The following is a 17,192-nucleotide window of genomic DNA, read 5'->3' as shown; positions in this document are numbered from 1 at the left end:
TGGAAATGGACATGAGGTAATAGGCGGTATAAAGCGGCCAGTACGACGATGTAGCTGTGGTTCCGCGAAGTTGTGCAAAAAAAGGGCGGCATCGCTGCCGCCCTTTCCGTATTGCGCAGGTAGCGTGGATTAGAAATCCATGCCGCCCATGCCGCCCATGCCGCCCATGCCGCCGCCGCCCATGCCGCCAGGCATGCCGCCGCCGCCAGCCGACTCCTTCTTCGGAGCCTCCGCGATCATGGCTTCGGTGGTGACCAGCAGGCCGGCGACCGAGGCCGCGTCCTGAAGAGCCGTGCGCACGACCTTGACCGGATCGACGATACCCATGGCGATCATGTCGCCATATTCGCCGGTCTGGGCGTTGTAGCCGAACGTCGCGCCCTTGTTCTCAAGGATCTTGCCGGCAACGATCGATGCTTCCGCACCGGCGTTGGCCGCGATCTGGCGGGCCGGAGCCTGCAGCGCACGACGAACGATGTTGATGCCAGCGGCCTGGTCGGAGTTGACGCCGACAACGTTGATGCTCAGCGAAGCGCGCAGCAGTGCGACGCCACCACCAGCAACGATGCCTTCTTCGACGGCCGCGCGGGTCGCGTTGAGGGCGTCATCGACGCGGTCCTTCTTTTCCTTGACTTCGACTTCCGTCGCACCGCCGACGCGGATCACCGCAACGCCGCCGGCGAGCTTCGCCAGACGTTCCTGCAGCTTCTCCTTGTCGTAGTCCGAGGTGGTCTCCTCGATCTGCTGCTTGATCTGGGCAACGCGGCCCTGGATCTCGGCCTTCTTGCCGGCGCCGTCGACGATGGTGGTGTTCTCCTTGGAGATCGACACCTTCTTGGCGCGGCCGAGCATGTTAAGGCCGACGTTCTCGAGCTTGATGCCGAGGTCTTCCGAGATGACCTGGCCACCGGTGAGGATGGCGATGTCTTCAAGCATGGCCTTGCGGCGATCACCGAAGCCCGGCGCCTTGACGGCGGCGATCTTCAGGCCGCCACGCAGCTTGTTGACGACCAGCGTGGCCAGAGCCTCGCCTTCGACGTCTTCCGAGATGATGAGCAGCGGCTTCGAGGTCTGCACGACGGCTTCGAGAACCGGCAGCATGGCCTGGAGGTTGGAGAGCTTCTTCTCGTGCAGGAGGATGTAGACGTCCTCGAGCTCGGCAACCATCTTGTCGGCGTTGGTGACGAAGTAGGGCGAGAGGTAGCCGCGGTCGAACTGCATGCCTTCGACGACTTCGAGTTCGGTCTCGGCGGTCTTGGCTTCCTCGACGGTGATGACGCCTTCGTTGCCGACCTTCTGCATCGCTTCCGCGATCATCTTGCCGACCGACTCGTCGCCATTACCGGCGATCGTGCCGACCTGGGCAACTTCCTCGGAGGTCTTGATCTTCTTGGCGTTCTTGATCAGCGTCGCGACGACTTCGGTCACGGCCAGATCGATGCCGCGCTTCAGGTCCATCGGGTTCATGCCGGCGGCAACGGCCTTGTGGCCTTCCTGGACGATCGACTGCGCCAGAACGGTCGCGGTCGTCGTGCCGTCGCCGGCGATGTCGTTGGTCTTCGAAGCAACTTCGCGGACCATCTGCGCGCCCATGTTCTCGAACTTGTCTTCAAGCTCGATTTCCTTGGCGACGGTGACGCCGTCCTTAGTGATGCGCGGGGCGCCGAACGACTTGTCGATGACGACGTTGCGGCCCTTGGGGCCGAGCGTGACCTTCACCGCGTCGGCGAGGATGTTGACGCCGCGCAGCATGCGTTCGCGGGCATCACGGGAGAATTTGACGAGCTTCACAGCCATTTTTTTGCTCCTGGGCAATTCGGCCTAAATTCAGATTGGATGTGATGAAAGGCGACGGCGTGTCAGCCGATGATGCCCATCACGTCGGATTCCTTCATGATCAGAAGGTCTTCGCCATTGAGCTTGACTTCGGTGCCCGACCACTTGCCGAACAGGATGCGGTCGCCAGCCTTGACGTCCAGCGGGACCAGCTTGCCGGCTTCGTCGCGGGCGCCGGAACCGACGGCAATGATCTCGCCTTCCTGCGGCTTTTCCTTTGCCGTGTCCGGGATGATGATCCCGCCCGCGGTTTTGGATTCGGATTCGACCCGGCGAACGACCACGCGGTCATGAAGCGGGCGGAACTTCGACTTTGCCATTTTTTCTTCCTCGGTGAGAGCGGTGAGAAACACCGTCCGGCCCACGCCGGACAAACTGCAAAGCCCGGCTTTGCCGGACTCGTTGTTAGCACTCATCACGAGTGAGTGCTAACAACGGGAGGATTAAGGGGTAAGCCGGAGATAGTCAAGACGAAATAGGGCAGGCGAACGAGCAAAAGTTCATCAAGCTCTCAGGCAAGGGACCACGGCACGTGAGCGAAGCTGGCAGCAGCCGGCCGGAGATTCCTCAAGGGAAACAAGCGCGCCTGAATAGGCGCCGCAACATCAGCCGAGCCGGTGCAGAAGCAGGCGACGGCCAACTGGCGGCCGCCGATCTCGACAGCCGCGACAACCGCCTCGGTACATACGATGCTCCAGTCGATGGCGAGATCGTGAAGCGCCTCGCACTTTGACATTGCCTCCTGGATTTTGTTTTCGCCGAAGGTGCTGATGCCGACCTCGAAGGCATATCGCAGGATCTGGGCCGGCACCGTCTTGGTGACTGGCAGCAAACGCACGGAGGCTCGGTCGCGCCCGGCCCGTGCGCAAGCAAGCGTGATGCGCTCTTCAACCGACGCCAGATTGGTGCGGAAGCGGGTAAGGGGATTAGGCCCGAAGCGTTCGACGTCCTCGGGCGAAAGCGGCGGATTGTTCGTGCCCATTGTGATCTGCCCATCCGCCGATTGAAACAGTTGAACACTCCTGCTGACTTCGTCATTTGGCATTCTCAGCAGTGCGACAAGTTTTGACAATTTATGTTCGCCTACCATCCCCAGCGGCTTTGGAGGGCTAAGAGCCTGTGAATTTCTTTGAAGAATCCGTTGCAACGCCTGCATGCTGCGCGGGGGCTGATCAGGCAGCGAGACTTGCGAACTGCTTGGGCGAGGAGGCATTCGGATTGAAGGGGTATCTCGCTTGTGGTTTGCTCAAAACCAGGACGCAGGGGTTGCTGCCGCTTAACTTACAATTGGTCGGCCAGCCCACCACGGCTGTCGCCGCATCACCGCACCTGCGCACAGGTGCGCTTCGCGAGGAAGTCCATTCGGGAACAAACCCACTCGCAGTGCTGGTAGTCGGCAAGCGGTTTGTCGCTGCCAAGCTCATCAGGTGCGCTCAATCTGCCGCGGCACCCGACGCCCTCAGAATGGACATGGCGCGGTCGATTCACACTAGAGCCGCCCCGGTAGGATCGGCTCCGTCGGCCAGACCAGACGGTGGCTGACCTTTCTCAACTCCAACCAATCAGGGGCGCCAGGAACAGTTCTGGGAGTGGCTCGCGAGTGATATCGGTACGCGAGGCAGCGCGCCTCGTCCAAGGGTGAAGATGCGCAGCCGAACTTGATCTGCCACATGCCGGCTTCGAACTCGCCCACGCGACCGTTTCTGGCGAAGTGACCCTGCATTACACCTGTGTAGTTTGGCGTAGGTTGGGACAGATTTTCTAAATAGTCCGGCGGAGCCGAGGGCCGACTTCCTCGAACCCGTCCCGTAAGTAGAAATCGAGCGTGCGTTTACATTTTGGTTGCGCGGGTGCTCCAACCTCAAGTCGCTTCCAACCACGAGCGCGGCCTTCCTGCAAGGCGACCTCGAGCAGACAAGGGGCAATCCCTTTGGAGCGCATCTCGGGTCGAACATACAGCTCCGAGATCTGGCCGAACTTGCCTCCTGCATAGATCGCTGTGCACTCATTCAGTACGATTATGCCGGCCGGCTCGCCACCTTCACTTGCGATTACAGCGACCGCGCCAGCGTTGGCAAGCACTGTCGCCGACGAAGTCGGGCGTGGGCGCTTTCCCGCCAGAGAGTTCATCGAGTAGCGCGTGAATGAAACGGGCGACCGTCTCTGCGTCCAATGAGTTGGCCCGTCGAGTAGATACGAAGGCATGGTTTCTCCTTCTCCTAGTGGTCGGCGTCCCGATTCGTGCTGCCAATCGCAACCTGCGCTTGCAAAAAACGGAACTGGGAATCCGTGCATGATGGAGGGCTGCTCTCCTTTATGGCAAGCCATTCTTGGGAAAGCAAAACCGTCGCACGCTCGTCCAAGCCAGGAATCCCTTACACCATCTGACCGCACTCGAAGCAAGATTCTGCTTAGCTGCTAGCGAGGACCGAGCTTGCGGACCCCGACAGACCCCATGGTCACCGTCGGGCGATTTCCCCAATCAGCCGAACATATTCGCCTTCCGGTTGCCCATATGTGCCAGCTGCTTGGGCAACGAGGCCATGGCGGTCTCGAATGACGATTTCACCTCGTCGCGAACGGATGAGGCCACGGCCCTCGAGCACTTGGAGCCCAACGGTGACCCCCGGCCGCCTTACGCCGAGCATAACAGACAAGAACTCGTGTGTGATCGTAATGCGTTTGTCGTGAATTCGGTCGTCACACATCAGCAGCCACCGCGCCAGGCGCTCTTCAAGACTCGCCCGTGCGTTCATAAGGGCCGTATAGCTCGCCTGAATGTGAAGATAGTGGACATAGCGCAAGAGGAAGAGACGCAACGTCGGGCTGTCCACCAGAATCGTCTTGAATGGCTCAACTCCGATTCGCACTGCATTGCCTGCGAATTGCACGTAACAATCGTGCGCGGCATAGTCGGCACCCATCACCAGCGCGGAACTAGTCATTCCCTCTAAGCCAATGAGGCCAACTTCGGCATCCTTGCCGTCCGAAGTCATCGCGACAACAGAGCCGATGCCTTCCTCGAGGAAGTAAATCGCCTCTATCCTTGAACCGGCAGTCTCCAACGGCATTCTCAGATCAAGGGCACATCGCTCAAAATGCGGCTCCAAACGCGCGAGGTCGTCCGCGTTAAGCCGTCGCAGCAATTCGTTTTTGTAGGAAGCATTCACTGGATTGGTCATGGCTCAATCCCACTTGGGGCAAGAGCATTCCAATCTCCTTGCCGTCCGCGCCCGTAAAAACGTGCAGACGATCTTGTGACACTACGCGCCTTGGTACGACAATGACAGCGGAATGCGAATCGATGCACGGCGAGCCCCCGCCGCGTGATTACAAAAGACGCGAGAAGTATGTCAGAGTGGGAAACGTACCAAACTCAGCTTTGTACGAAACCGACATTCTGAAGTCCCAGCTCTTTCCCGTTACCTGTCGTCCTAGCGCGCCGATTCCCTTGAGCTTCGTGATAATCGCACGAACTCCGGCATTTAGAGCCGGCGCGCTTTCAAATCGTAACTGTTCACTGAGAACGACACCTCGCGCTCGGGGATGCCGCTAGATGTAACCACTCCCCAATGCCGCAGCGCGTCCGGTCGGCCGCGTTGGGGGGCGGAGGATTTATGTTGTCGTCGCCGATCGCTCGGATCTACGATTGCTCGGAAAGTTGCGTCGGCGGGACGTCAGCAACACTCAGCGTGTCCGATAGAAATGCCCTAGTGGCGGCTGGCGGATTTATTCTGTGCGGGGACACGTTTGCGGATCGAGTGATGTCAGCCCGGGGCCGTCTGGTCCAATGTCGCGCGGATAGCGCCGAATCCCAACTCATCGATGATCATGTTGTGGCGACTGGCCGTCACCACATCCTGCAGGATGGGCGGCCGTTCGGACTTGCCTTTGTTCGAGCTCAGTTTCCGCTGATGACGGAGCATGAGGTACTTTGGCGAATTCACCCGGCCAATCTACATTCGCGCTGCCGCGAGAATGTTGTGCAGGCTCGGCCTCAATGTCGCCGCACCGCACTTCCGTGGTTATCGGGCGTCCGCGACGCATGGGCACGGTCCGAGATCACGAGTGCTGTAGGCACTGGCTAGCATGCCGCGCCCGGCTGTGAACGAGGCGACATGACATTGCCGTGTATACGCAGGTGCGCGCGCCGGGGTCGCTTGCTTTTAGCGAACTTGCATGGCTGTATGGTTTATGAAAATGGCCGGGGGGCTATATGACCATATACCTGTTTCTAGTGTCGCTGCATTCGGCTTGCTTATCCCACTCTACTTTATTCAGCGTGAACCGACCATTCTCGAGACTTTACGGCCAGGCAGCGGGTCGCCTGGGACCGAAAATTAGCTGCGGTGATTCAGGCGGATTTCGGTTGAGGAAAACAGTGCGGCCTGTCGTCGCCGGGTGGAGGGGAGCGTGGCGATGGGCTTAAGCAGGTTTGAGAGACCAGTCGTCGTTCAGGTCAACCGTAACAGCTCTGAACGCATCGTGCTTGAGGTGAATGACGCGGCAACTATTTTGATGCGGGATCTTCGTTCTCAGACCAAGAAGCGGAATGCAGCGATGGATGCCTGTCTGCACGTGTTGCGTGGTGAGGCTCATCCGCCAACTGCAAGGCGGGCATTCGTTGCGGCCGCGCTCGAGGCGAAGATTCTACGCGGCGATTAGACTAGCGCGAAGGTCGGCCGGATATCCATTCAGGTTCAATCCTCCTCCCGATCGAAGCATAGAATGGGAAGTCCCTCTGCGTGATCATGGCGCGATCAAGCAGGATGGCGCGGAGCATGCCTCCGGTGATCTAGGTTTAACAGCTTCCAACGCCCGCAGACTTAGCTCAGCTATTGAACAGAAATGCCGCCTGGAACTCCCGAAGGGCGCCTCGACCGGTGCAGAGGGTTCATTTGAAGATCACCTCGACGCATGGCGGACACCCTCGCGCCCGACACCGCCTGCTTCGAACCACCAACGGAGTTGCTTTGAAGACATTCGCTCGGTGTTGATCCCAACTTCCCTTGTTCCAAAGCTTCCGCCACAGGACGGATACGGTTCTTGGGCGGCAACCCCGTAAATCGTGCCATTGGCGTGACGCACGACCTGCTCTCCATACTCGAAGCGAATGACGGGAGCTGAGCGGCCTTGAATTTCTCTTCCTGAGCCACTGTCATGTCACTGGCTATCTGTGGAAGAAAGTACCGTCCCTGCTTAAGCGTCGAACGGTAGACGGGCAAGGCGGGTCGCGAACTGATCCAGGGCAGGGTGATCCACCGCCACCCCAGATAAGTAGACGGCCAGACTGCTGCTAGGAAGTCGAACGCTGGACACGCATGGCCACCGACAGAGCGTCACGCGCCTTCGAGCGCCTTCTTCGGATGGATCCTGATGTCGGCCTGCTGGCGCGAGCCCGGACGGTCTGATTGCCGTCTTCAACCTCGAAAACGGAGAGCAGTGATGGCAATCCCTCCTTACACAGCTCCTTTCGCGCAATGCCTATGATATCGTGATCGTTGGTGACGCGGTAGTCGGCTCGTCGACGGCGTATTGGCTGAGCCAGGCACTGGGCAAGGACGCCTCGATCCTCCTCGTCGAACGGGACAGCAGCTATGAATCCTCTTCGACGGCGCTTTCCACCAGTGCGATCCGCCAGCAATATTCCAATCCGATCAACGTGAAGTCAGCCAGTTCGGCATCGAGATTATCCGGAGGTTCCAGGAGCGAATGGTGCCATTCTACGCCTGTGCCGGCGCCCGATCTCGGCTTCAAGGAACACGGATATCTTTACTGCTGCTCGCCAGAAGGCGTGCAAGCGGCGCGCGAACGGGTCGACTTGCAGCGCAGCTTCGGTGCCCACACCGTGTTCCTCGAGCCCGGCGCTTTAAAGCAACAGTTTCCGTGGCTGAACGTGCGTGATCCTGGCGGCGGCTCGTGGGGCGCTCGCGATGAGGGCTGGTTCGATTCCATGGGGATGATTCAGGCCCACTCAAACGCCGCCGAAAACACGCCGATCTGCGACGTTCTGATAACAAAAAATAAATCCTATCATGGACAATCAGCGACAATCGGTACGCAGAGATCAGCTCTGACGGACCGTTTGACGGACCTCCCACATATTGCCCACCCGAATTTTTCTGGGTACCGTCACAACCAATGAGGCTCGTGACGGTACTTTTTTGCCCGTTAAGGCACTGAAAAAAAGGGATTTCCTGCTGCCGAGCCTTGAAATTGTACCGTACGGTCTTTTTCAGGAGACCATTGGGATGCTGACGGACGCCGCCCTTAAAGCGCTGAAACCAAAAGAAGAGAGCGCACGTCGTCGGTAGCGGCTGACGCCGGCAGCGCGGCGACGAAGAGTTTCATCTGCGAGACCGCGTGTCGGAGAATTGCGTCCCGTCGGTCGAAAAGCTGATGTCCTTGAAGTGCCAGTAGCGATGCATGTTCTTGTCGGCATAGCCGATGTTCTGCCCCGTTGGCGTGTCGTCGTCCTTGGTGTAGCCGTGGGCAGGGTCTTTGATGTCATCAGCCCAAACCGCCGCATGAACGAAAGCATACTGCGCCTTCTTGTCGTCCGGCACGCCGGCAACCCAGCTCTGATAGTCGGGGTTCAGTTTGATCGGGGCATCGGCCTTGGCCTTCGCCTGTGCGCTCAGCTTTGAGTAGGCCACGGCGGCGATCTGCATGGGGCCGCCGTCCCACCAGGCCCAAGGCGGGAGCCGATGATAGGATCATGAAAGAACGGAACCAAAGACGAGCGCGCCACGCATGTATTCCTCCCCAGAGCCAACATCGCTGAGACGACACGGCAATGAGACAAGGTGCCTGCACGGAAGACCGAAACCTCTTCTGGATTCGACAACAAAAGACAAATAGCGCATGATCCGTCTTGGGTTGGGGAATTCATTCATGCGTGTGCACGAATTTTCGTGCGTGTTGTCCGTGGTGCTTATCTCGGGCTGCGCAGCCGACTATTTGAACAATTTCGATTCGGTGACGCTCGCCGCTGGCGATGCGTACCACGCCAACATGCTTTTGCAGACGGTCGATCCATTCAATCCCAACAGCAACAACACCCATATCGAGGGCGACGGCGTACGCGCCGCAGCAATCGTCAACAGGTATCGAGACGTGGCCGCAACTGCCGCAGCTGTGCCATCTGGCGGTGCTGATTTGGACTGCGCAGGCGGCAAGGGAAACAATCCGGTCGCACCCCATCGGGTGAAAATCACCAACGGTGATCCTAACGGACTAGATCGCGATCGCGACGGCATCGGGTGCGAGTGAAAGCGGCCAGGACGGTGGAACGATCTCGCTACGACAATCGGTCCGACAAGCTGAACCGCGCCGGAGCCAAGCAATATCGCCCGCGCCGGTGGGCTGGCATGCCTTTGCGAGTGATCTACGTGACGGTAGCCGCGGCTTCGGCTTTGGTGGCGCAGTTCTTCATGCAACACAGCGGCTCATTGCCCGAGGTCACCTACAGAATCTGACCAAGCCGGCTCCAGCGCCGATTGCCGGTGTCGCCTCCATCATCGATGGCGACACGATCGAGATCCATGGGCAGCGTGTCCGCTTCAATGGCATCGACGCGCCCGAGAGCCGGCAATACTGCGACGACGCCAAGGGATTCGAATATCCATGCGGGCGCCGTTCCGCCGAAGCGCTGGACGGCTTCCTAGCAGCCTCGAGGCCGGTCAACTGTACGCTCGGGACTTGGTCGCTACGGCCGGTTTGTTGGTGACTGCAGGCGCGCCGACGGTCGAGCGTCGCCGCCTGGATGCTCGAGCACGGCCAAGCGCTCGACTGTCCAAAATACAGCGATGGCGCCTATGCAAAACAACAGGCCAAAGCGAAGGCCGAAGACCGATCTTTGGGTCGGAACGCTTCTGCCGCCATGGGACTAGCGGGCGCAGCATAGCGACGATGCGCAAGCGCCGCCGGCACCGCTTTTTGCGATTGGCAACGGCAACTCCGGCTGCAATATCAAAGGCAACATATCAGCCAACGGCGAGCGCATCTATCACGTGCCTGGACAGAAGTACTACAACGTCACCAAAATCACCGAAGCCAAAGGCGAAAGATGGTTCTGTTCAGAAGCGGAGGCCATGACAGCGGGCTGGCGGCGATCGAAGCGCTGATCGGTTTTGCGGGAGGATATTCCGTTCGTTTGACTAATTTGGTGGCGTCTCGACGGGACGGCGGAAACGTCTATGTTGCAGACCTATTTGTGGACTGCACTCGCTGACGCATATGATTGCCGCTTGTTTGATGGGCGGCACCGCTGTCTATGCAAGTTCGCCATCGCGACCGAATTCACTCAATCCGTAAAGACTTGGTGCATCACCTGTTGATAATTGTTCAAAGAACGAGTCGCTGGAGTGCCTACCGCAAAAAAATGTTATGATTGAACAAATCACGAACAAGGAGACGAAAATGTCTGAATTTGCAGCGGGTGACGTTGTTTAACTGAAATCCGAGGGTCCTCAAATGACTGTTGAGCAAGTAGGCAAGACGAGCATGACGGACGAGGACGGCGTGTGGTGCGTGTGGTTCGAAAAGATCGGAAACAAGCAAGTCGTTCAAAGAGAAACTTTTCCGCCGGTGGCGCTGAAAAAATACGAACGCCCCGCCACCGGATCGATTGCGGTGCACAGAGCCTAACCATGATCCGCGCAGCGTTTATTGGAATCAACAAACATCTTGATCCGCTTGCGCGGGAACTGAGCGGCGCTGTGGGTGATGCTTCGACTTTGTGCGCGGTGCTGTCGGATTCTATTGACCGGTTTCAGCCAACGCTTATCACTGACCACGACGCGACTTATGCGAGGGTTTCGGCCATCTTTGACGATGTGCTCGACGGTGCATCAGAAGATGACGTCGTCATCCTGTTTTTTGCCGGCCACGGCACGCAAGACCACCGATTAGTTTTGACGGATACGCGCTCTGACGACGTTCCGGGAACGACAATAGACATGACGGAGATTGCCGCGAAGTTTCGGACTTCGCGAGCGCGCGCTGTCCTGCTTTTGCTAGATTGCTGCTTTAGCGGTGGCGCGCCGGCACGCGTTCTGGATGTCGGATACATTCCGCGCGCAGCGGGGATGCCGCTCGCCGAAGTTGGTGGACAGGGCCGTATTCTTTTCGCTGCATGCAATCCAAACGAGGAGGCCCTCGAAGACCCCCAAACACGCCACGGTCTTTTTACGAAGGCGATTTTGGATTGCATACTGGAGAGTGATGGACCGGTGAGCGTGGTTGCGATGGTGGACCGCGTTGTGCAAATGGTCCGCGCCAACGCTGCCCGATTCGGTTACGAACAGACTCCGGTGATGTTCGGTCATGTCGAAGGAGAGCTAACCCTGCCGAAAGGTATGCGCGGTGAATGCTACCGCGCGCTCTATCCAGAAAGAGGCACGGTCACTGTTACAGGTCCAATTGGGGAGCTTTCGGCCTACGGAATTCCTCAGAATGCGCTGAACGCTTGGAGCGATCGTTTCCCCGCCGGTCTGAATTCATTGCAGATCGCCGCTGTGAATAGCCATGGCGTGCTCGATGGAAAATCTCTTCTCGTCGTAGCGCCGACAAGTGCCGGCAAAACGTTTGTCGGCGAGATGGCAGCACTGAAAGCAATCGGCGAGGGAAAGAAGGCGGTTTTCCTCCTCCCTTACAAAGCGCTGGTCAATGAAAAATTCGAAGATTTCTCTGCGCTCTATGGCGACCTTTTGAATCTGCGCATCGCCCGATGCAGCGGCGATTGGCAAGATCAGGTTGGCGACGTTCTAAGGGGTAAGTACGACATAGCCTTCTTCACTTACGAGAAGTTTTTGGCTCTGTCAGTTTCCTCTCCACACATCCTTCACCAAATCGGTCTTGTGGTGATTGACGAAGGACAGTTTATCACAGAGCCGGGTCGTGGGATGGTTGTGGAGCTAATCCTCACCAATCTTTTGAGTGCACGCGAGCGGGGGATTGCACCTCAGTTGGCGACCCTGAGTGCGGTAATCGGCGACACAAACAACTTTGAGCGCTGGCTTGATTGCGAACTTCTCCTTACGACCGAGCGTCCGGTTCCCTTGACAGAAGGTGTCATTGATCGGAGCGGCGTGTGGAAGTTGCAGCGTCCTAATGGTGAGGTGGAGGTCGCGCAGTTGTTCGCACGCTGCGAGATACGGCAGCGCCGGGATAAGCCATCTTCCCAAGACGTTCTCGTACCGCTGGTTCGGCATCTCGCCGGTCAGGGCGAAAAGGTCATCGTCTTTCGTAACGCGAGAGGACCATCCGCCGGTTGCGCGGAATATCTCGCGGCCGAGTTGGGTTTGCCGCCAGCACAAGCAATCGCGGACATGCTGCCGGGAATGGATCGTTCGGATATGTCCGAACGCCTTCGCCGCGCGCTCAACGGCGGCGTTGCCTTTCACAACGGTGATCTTAATCGCGAAGAACGCATGATCGTGGAGAGAGGCTTTCGCGATCCAAACGGTGGGATTCAGGTCTTGGTGGCGACAAGCACCGTAGCTGCCGGCGTAAACACGCCGGCTTCGACCGTCATCGTGGCCGAAACGGAATTTCGCGGAGTGGAGCCGCAGCCTTACACTGTCGCTCAGTATAAGAACATGGCGGGCCGTGCAGGTCGCCTAGGCTACGAGACAGAAGGCAAAGCCATAGTTCTCGCCGACACCGGCATGGAGCGAGAGAATCTCTTCCGGCGCTACGTTCAGGGAAGTCCCGAACGCATCCAGTCTTCCTTCGACGAAAGAAGCCCGGGCACGTGGGTCGTTAGACTTCTGGCGCAGGTAAAGGATATTCCAAGCAATGCGGTTGTCGATCTGGTGGCAAACACCTATGGAGGATTTGTTGCCTCGCTGAGAGATCCCGCCTGGCGCGGCAGCATGTCAACCCGGCTCCTCAATTTGATGACGAGGATGCAGCACGATGGGTTGATTGATGAGCGCGATGGAAGGCTGAGGCTAACGCCTCTAGGGCGCGCCTGCGGCGAGTCACCCCTCAGCTTGGAATCCAGTATGCAGGCTGTTGAGCTGCTACGCCAATTGCCGCCGGATTCGATAGGGCTAGAGACGGTTCTCGTTTTATTGGAAGCACTGCCCGAACGCGATGAAGACTACACGCCTCAAACAAGACGCGGTGAGCCGCAACGGCAGCAACAAGTTTCGCAACGCTTTGGCCAACATGTGGCGCGTGCCCTATGGCATCGTGCGGAAAGCGATGTGAAATATTACGGTCGCTGCAAACGTGCGCTCATCGTTTCGGACTGGATCGAAGGCGTTACAATCACGGATATTGAGACTGGCTACACCACCAATCCGTTTTCGCCCATTCGTCATGGCGACATAAGGGGTTTTGCTGACGGTACCCGCTTCCTGTTGGACTCGGTGCTCCGAATAGCTGCGATCGTTCTTGGTCGAGCTGATGATCCGGATGAGGTGAGTACTTTGCTTAAACGCCTTGACCTTGGAATACCCGGCGCAGCCTTCTCCTTGACTGAATTACCTATCGTCTTAGCGCGCGGCGAAATCCTCGAGTTGTGGAGAAACGGATATGGAAGTCGAGAGCAAGTCGAACATGCAACCGAAGCCGAACTCGTATCCTTGTTGAACGCGAGAGGGAATATGTTGTACGCCGCATTGCACGAGGAACTTGCTATCACTGGGTCCTGAACAGCCTTCGTATGGCTGCGGTCGATAGGAAGGCAGGGGTTGCGATGGCTTTTTCACGCCCGCTCCAACCTCATTTGGCCAACAGATCGCGATGCGGCAACATGGCATGTAATGGTCATCACAAGACCGATGACCGTGCCCAGATTTTGCCCTGAGGAAGAGAACGCGACCACTCCCCTCAGATAGAAATGACCAAGCCCTGCTCGCCTTGGGCAGGAAACACGCAGTGGTAATTGAAGCGGCGCATTGTCTCGGGGTCGTTCCAGATCGTGGTGTTCTCTTGCGCATAATTGAAATACAGAACCTTTTGACGCACCGGGTCATTCACAAGGATTCTTGCGATAGTTTCGGGATCGGGGTGGTTGTGGCGCGAGCCATCCGTCGAAAAGGCGAATGCCGTGCAATCGAGAATCCTAAGAATCTCTGGCGAGGTATTGGCCTTGCTGCCGTGATGGGAGACTTTGAAGCAAGCGAGGGGATAGGGTTCGGCCTCGCTCGCTCCGAGCTCCCGCAAAGCGCGCTCCATGATGCCCGGATGGGCATCGGCGCCCAAAAGGACGCGGCGACCGCCGAACTCGGCAATGAAGGCGATGCTGCTGCGATTAGGCGCGGCGGTGTCTTCCTTGAAGCGTTTGGAGGCGAGTTGCTCGACGTCCAGCCCGGACAAGGGCTCGCGATCTGAGCCAGGTTCGCCCATTCCGTGGTCAGGGTCGAATGGGCGGAGTCCATTGGCTTCAAGTTCGTCCATCCAACGCGGGATCAGCGCGGCAAGATCTGCATCGTTGGGCGAGAGTAGGCGAATCGCGAGCCCGGCGAAGCTAATTTCGCCACTTGCCTCCGGGCTCCCACGTGAGGCTATGCGGCTGGCGAAGCGGGAGTTCCATTTCCAATTGAACTTATCGATGCCGGACGAAAGCTTTTCGCCCTGCTCGGCGTTGAGCGGCTCGGTTTCGAGACCCGCTGTAATGCGGTCGCGCGCTTCGACAAGGTGATGGTAGGCATTGAACCACACCTCTTTGGGATTGAACGGCGCCGCGGCCTCGCGCACCAAAGGCATGGCTCCTTCGATGTGATCGGCATCGATGTGGCTGATTACGAAGAGTTCGCAGTTGCTCATCTCCTTTAGCGCAGGCCGGGCAGTGCCGTAGTCCTTTGTGCGGCCGAGATCGACCAGGGCGTGATACGAATGGTCCTCATCGCCCCAGGCGAGGACAAGCGCATCGCCCTCAGACGCCGGATTCATGGTGAGTGTGAACATTGAGCTACCTCATGGAGTAAGCTTGACCACTGTGAAGGCCTGTTGCGGATCGACGCGAGCCGCGACCCGTCGGACCAGCCCTCGCTCCTGTGAAGACTCCTCCTGCGACCCAGGAACCGATTCAAGACCGCGGGCCAGCCAGTCGCAGGTGAGCGAGAAAAATGGCACGCCGCGGCTGAACCCTTGTTCGAGCAATTCGGAGATGCGATCGAAGTCGGGCGACCTCTCGGTCATCAGGCGACGCGCCAGGATAATAGGCCCGTCGGGGATTTGCGGAAACCGGTTGGTGATGTTCTCGAGCCATTGCCGTGGCACAAGCTCCGATGCTCCGGCTCCCACTGCGATTAGAGCACCCGCCACGGCCGCTAGCGGGTTGGTCATCTTGCTGCGGACGGCCTCGCGGACCTCTCCTTGCATGACCTTGAGAACCTCGGAGCCACGCTCAAAGTCGCGCGAAGCGAGGAACGCCAGCAGGCCGGACCATCGGTATGACTCGACGATGCCCGACGTCGCGGCTCGCCCTTCTGCTGGAGCGGCGGCGACGATTAGGTGAGCGGACCATTCGTTTGGGTCGCTCGGCCGGCCCAACTGCGGCACAAAGGCCGCTTCGATGCGGGTACCGAATCCAAGGACGGCCCAGAGCGGCCCGCGGCGCTGCGTGTAGGCGTCTTCGAAGACCAGAGGATTGTGCTCGGGCACATCAAAGCGAAGAAAGTCCCGGTCGCCCGCTGCCTCCCGCAAGGCGGGTGTTCGCGGGCCTGCCGCACCTAGGCGGGCTGCGTCGCGCGGCTTGGCCATTACCCCGACGAGTTCGGAGAACGAGGGGGCCGGCATTGAACGGGCGACACTGGTGACCGTCGGTCCTCTAGGATTGAGAGGCTGCTGTGGAAATCGAGGTGCGCTGACCGCGTCTGGCCCCTGGGATATTGAGGTGCTGGCAAGAAGCGCGCCGGCTAAGGTCGCATACCCCAGCCATTCATGCAGGGAAGGGCCGCTGACAATCAGGCTATGGACACTCGCGCCTTGCTCGGCTTGGAGTTCCCTGCTGACGCTCGTCCCGTCGGGAAGCGTAATGACGGCGCTGTAGGCACCCGGCTCGACGTCAAGGCGCAGCTTTTCGCGAGTGCCGCCGACTACTGGTTTCAGTGGACCGGGGTTGTTGCCGTCGCGCCGCGACAATGCGACGACGAAGCCGGCCCCTACCTCCGCTGCGGCAGTAAACTCAAAAACCAATTCGGCGCTGGGGCCGCGACGCGGGACTGGCGAGGCGGTTTCGACGGTCGGTACCGCTCCGATTTCGACGAATGCCACGGGAGCGCGAGGGGTAAGTATCTCTGACCCAAGAGCCTTGCCGTCCCGATCAATTGAAATCGTCACTGTCTTCAGTTCTTCGAGGTCAAACTCCGCGAAGAAGGGCGCGGCCTCGCCCGCAGTTTTCGTAGATACGACCTCCCGATGGTCTGAGATGACGGTGCGACAGCGTGGCCATCGGGCTCGATCGGAAAGACTGACATAGGTTTTCACCCGATCAAGGCCGCCAGGATAGGTGATCGCAAAGCTTCCAGCGGCTCGGCCCGCCGGCGTCTGCAACGACCCGTCTGGTCGAGCAAAGAGCCTTAGAAACTGAGTGAGCCGGTCAACGAGAATGCCGGGTCGAACCGGCCAGCGAGCCCCCGACACGTCGGCCGCGGCACCGTTGAGCGCTCGGAGCAAACTGTCGGTGAAGACAGTTGTCTTATCGCGCCGACCGTCGGCCTCCTCATAGAGGCTAGTTGAGCAGAGCGCCCATTGGTGGCGCGTTCCACCGTGGTCGTCCCGCGCTCGTGAAAGCGAGATCAGCTTGGTGCCGAACTCCTCTTCGGCAGGCAGCCCCAACGAGGTCTTCAAACGGCAGCAATCGAACAATAACAGCTGCGACGTCGGCACAGCGTTCTCGAGCGCTGTAATGAACTGCTCGATCTCGGTCATTCCGGCGGTCTGCTCAAGCGGGTCTGTGTCGTAGTCTTCAAGTAAGAAGGCTGTCCTCCGACCGAAGCTCTCGCCGTGGCTTGAAAGGAACAGCACCATCACGTTGTCCTTGTGCGTATTGGCCCGCTTGACCCAGTCCTTCACTGCAGCCTTCACCTCGGCAAACGTCGCTCGTGGCACGGTTACGCTTGCATATTGGGCGCCAGCCTGCCCAGGGGGCGTTTCAGAGAGGGCCAGTGCAAGGCTCCCGAGCGGCCGCTCCGGGTTGGTGAATCCGGCCTTCTGATCGAGAAACCAGTCGGCGATAGCGCGTGCCGAGATCGGCGGTGAAGTAACCGGCTTCAGCTTCTTGCTCTGAAACGCGCCGACGCCAATGATCATCACATGGGTCGCGGGCCGTCGGTCGAAAGCGGTATCCACAAAGACGAGACCCTTGTCGCGTTCAGCGTTGTCGTCGCTACTCATCA

13 protein-coding genes and 1 pseudogene are annotated in these 17,192 nt (G+C 58.9%); 6 read left to right on the top strand and 8 right to left on the bottom strand.

The features are described 5' to 3' along the window. Nucleotides 1-129 precede the first annotated feature (129 nt). The 5 genes and pseudogenes from groL to MESCI_RS29480 form a co-directional block, all read right to left on the bottom strand. Nucleotides 130-1,797, bottom strand: coding sequence for a chaperonin GroEL (gene groL / locus MESCI_RS29500; RefSeq protein ID WP_013533568.1), 1,668 nt, complete (start codon nucleotides 1,795-1,797; stop codon nucleotides 130-132). 62 nt (nucleotides 1,798-1,859) lie between these two features. After that, nucleotides 1,860-2,156, bottom strand: a complete 297-nt coding sequence (groES, locus tag MESCI_RS29495) for a co-chaperone GroES (RefSeq protein WP_013533567.1) — start codon at nucleotides 2,154-2,156, stop codon at nucleotides 1,860-1,862. Nucleotides 2,157-2,347: 191 nt separating this feature from the next. Further along, nucleotides 2,348-2,524 (bottom strand): annotated as a pseudogene (locus MESCI_RS32915) (alanine racemase); the annotation flags it as partial. Between the two features lie 1,073 nt (nucleotides 2,525-3,597). After that, on the bottom strand, nucleotides 3,598-3,966 hold the full coding sequence (locus MESCI_RS29485) for a GNAT family N-acetyltransferase (protein ID WP_245262926.1): 369 nt from the start codon (nucleotides 3,964-3,966) through the stop codon (nucleotides 3,598-3,600). Nucleotides 3,967-4,295: 329 nt separating this feature from the next. Then, a complete protein-coding gene (locus tag MESCI_RS29480) occupies nucleotides 4,296-5,018 on the bottom strand; it encodes a Crp/Fnr family transcriptional regulator (RefSeq protein ID WP_013533564.1) in 723 nt (240 codons plus the stop codon). Nucleotides 5,019-6,255: 1,237 nt separating this feature from the next. Here MESCI_RS29480 and MESCI_RS29475 point away from each other — a divergent pair. Continuing rightward, nucleotides 6,256-6,501, top strand: a complete 246-nt coding sequence (locus MESCI_RS29475) for a DUF982 domain-containing protein (RefSeq protein ID WP_041163934.1) — start codon at nucleotides 6,256-6,258, stop codon at nucleotides 6,499-6,501. Between the two features lie 829 nt (nucleotides 6,502-7,330). Further along, the gene (locus tag MESCI_RS29470; protein ID WP_157163676.1) at nucleotides 7,331-7,981 is read left to right on the top strand and encodes an FAD-dependent oxidoreductase; all 651 of its coding nucleotides are present in this window, start codon (nucleotides 7,331-7,333) and stop codon (nucleotides 7,979-7,981) included. Nucleotides 7,982-8,183: 202 nt separating this feature from the next. Here the strand turns inward: MESCI_RS29470 and MESCI_RS29465 are convergent, their stop codons facing one another. Then, nucleotides 8,184-8,507 (bottom strand): phospholipase C/P1 nuclease family protein, encoded by a 324-nt coding sequence (locus MESCI_RS29465; RefSeq protein ID WP_013897122.1) that lies wholly within the window; start codon nucleotides 8,505-8,507, stop codon nucleotides 8,184-8,186. Nucleotides 8,508-8,730: 223 nt separating this feature from the next. On the opposite strand from MESCI_RS29465, the gene MESCI_RS29460 reads away from it, so the two are divergent. The 4 genes from MESCI_RS29460 (at nucleotide 8,731) to MESCI_RS29450 (ending at nucleotide 13,499) form a co-directional block, all read left to right on the top strand. Continuing rightward, the gene (locus MESCI_RS29460) at nucleotides 8,731-9,108 is read left to right on the top strand and encodes a calcium-binding protein (protein WP_013533563.1); all 378 of its coding nucleotides are present in this window, start codon (nucleotides 8,731-8,733) and stop codon (nucleotides 9,106-9,108) included. 671 nt (nucleotides 9,109-9,779) lie between these two features. After that, the gene (locus MESCI_RS33430; protein WP_476738568.1) at nucleotides 9,780-9,962 is read left to right on the top strand and encodes a sunset domain-containing protein; all 183 of its coding nucleotides are present in this window, start codon (nucleotides 9,780-9,782) and stop codon (nucleotides 9,960-9,962) included. A gap of 328 nt (nucleotides 9,963-10,290) precedes the next feature. After that, nucleotides 10,291-10,485: a DUF2158 domain-containing protein gene (locus tag MESCI_RS29455; RefSeq protein ID WP_276325708.1), complete on the top strand. Its 195-nt coding sequence runs from the start codon at nucleotides 10,291-10,293 to the stop codon at nucleotides 10,483-10,485. Nucleotides 10,486-10,487: 2 nt separating this feature from the next. Further along, nucleotides 10,488-13,499, top strand: a complete 3,012-nt coding sequence (locus tag MESCI_RS29450; RefSeq protein WP_013533561.1) for a DEAD/DEAH box helicase — start codon at nucleotides 10,488-10,490, stop codon at nucleotides 13,497-13,499. 178 nt (nucleotides 13,500-13,677) lie between these two features. Here MESCI_RS29450 and MESCI_RS29445 read toward each other — a convergent pair whose 3' ends face one another. Next, nucleotides 13,678-14,757 carry a ComEC/Rec2 family competence protein gene (locus MESCI_RS29445; protein ID WP_013533560.1) on the bottom strand — a complete coding sequence of 360 codons (1,080 nt, stop codon included), beginning with the start codon at nucleotides 14,755-14,757 and terminating at the stop codon, nucleotides 13,678-13,680. A gap of 9 nt (nucleotides 14,758-14,766) precedes the next feature. Further along, nucleotides 14,767-17,190: a caspase family protein gene (locus MESCI_RS29440; RefSeq protein WP_013533559.1), complete on the bottom strand. Its 2,424-nt coding sequence runs from the start codon at nucleotides 17,188-17,190 to the stop codon at nucleotides 14,767-14,769. Between the last annotated feature and the right edge of the window lie 2 nt (nucleotides 17,191-17,192).

The organism is Mesorhizobium ciceri biovar biserrulae WSM1271 (assembly GCF_000185905.1).
GTDB lineage: Bacteria > Pseudomonadota > Alphaproteobacteria > Rhizobiales > Rhizobiaceae > Mesorhizobium > Mesorhizobium ciceri.
This window is presented reverse-complemented; position numbering and strand designations above follow the sequence as displayed.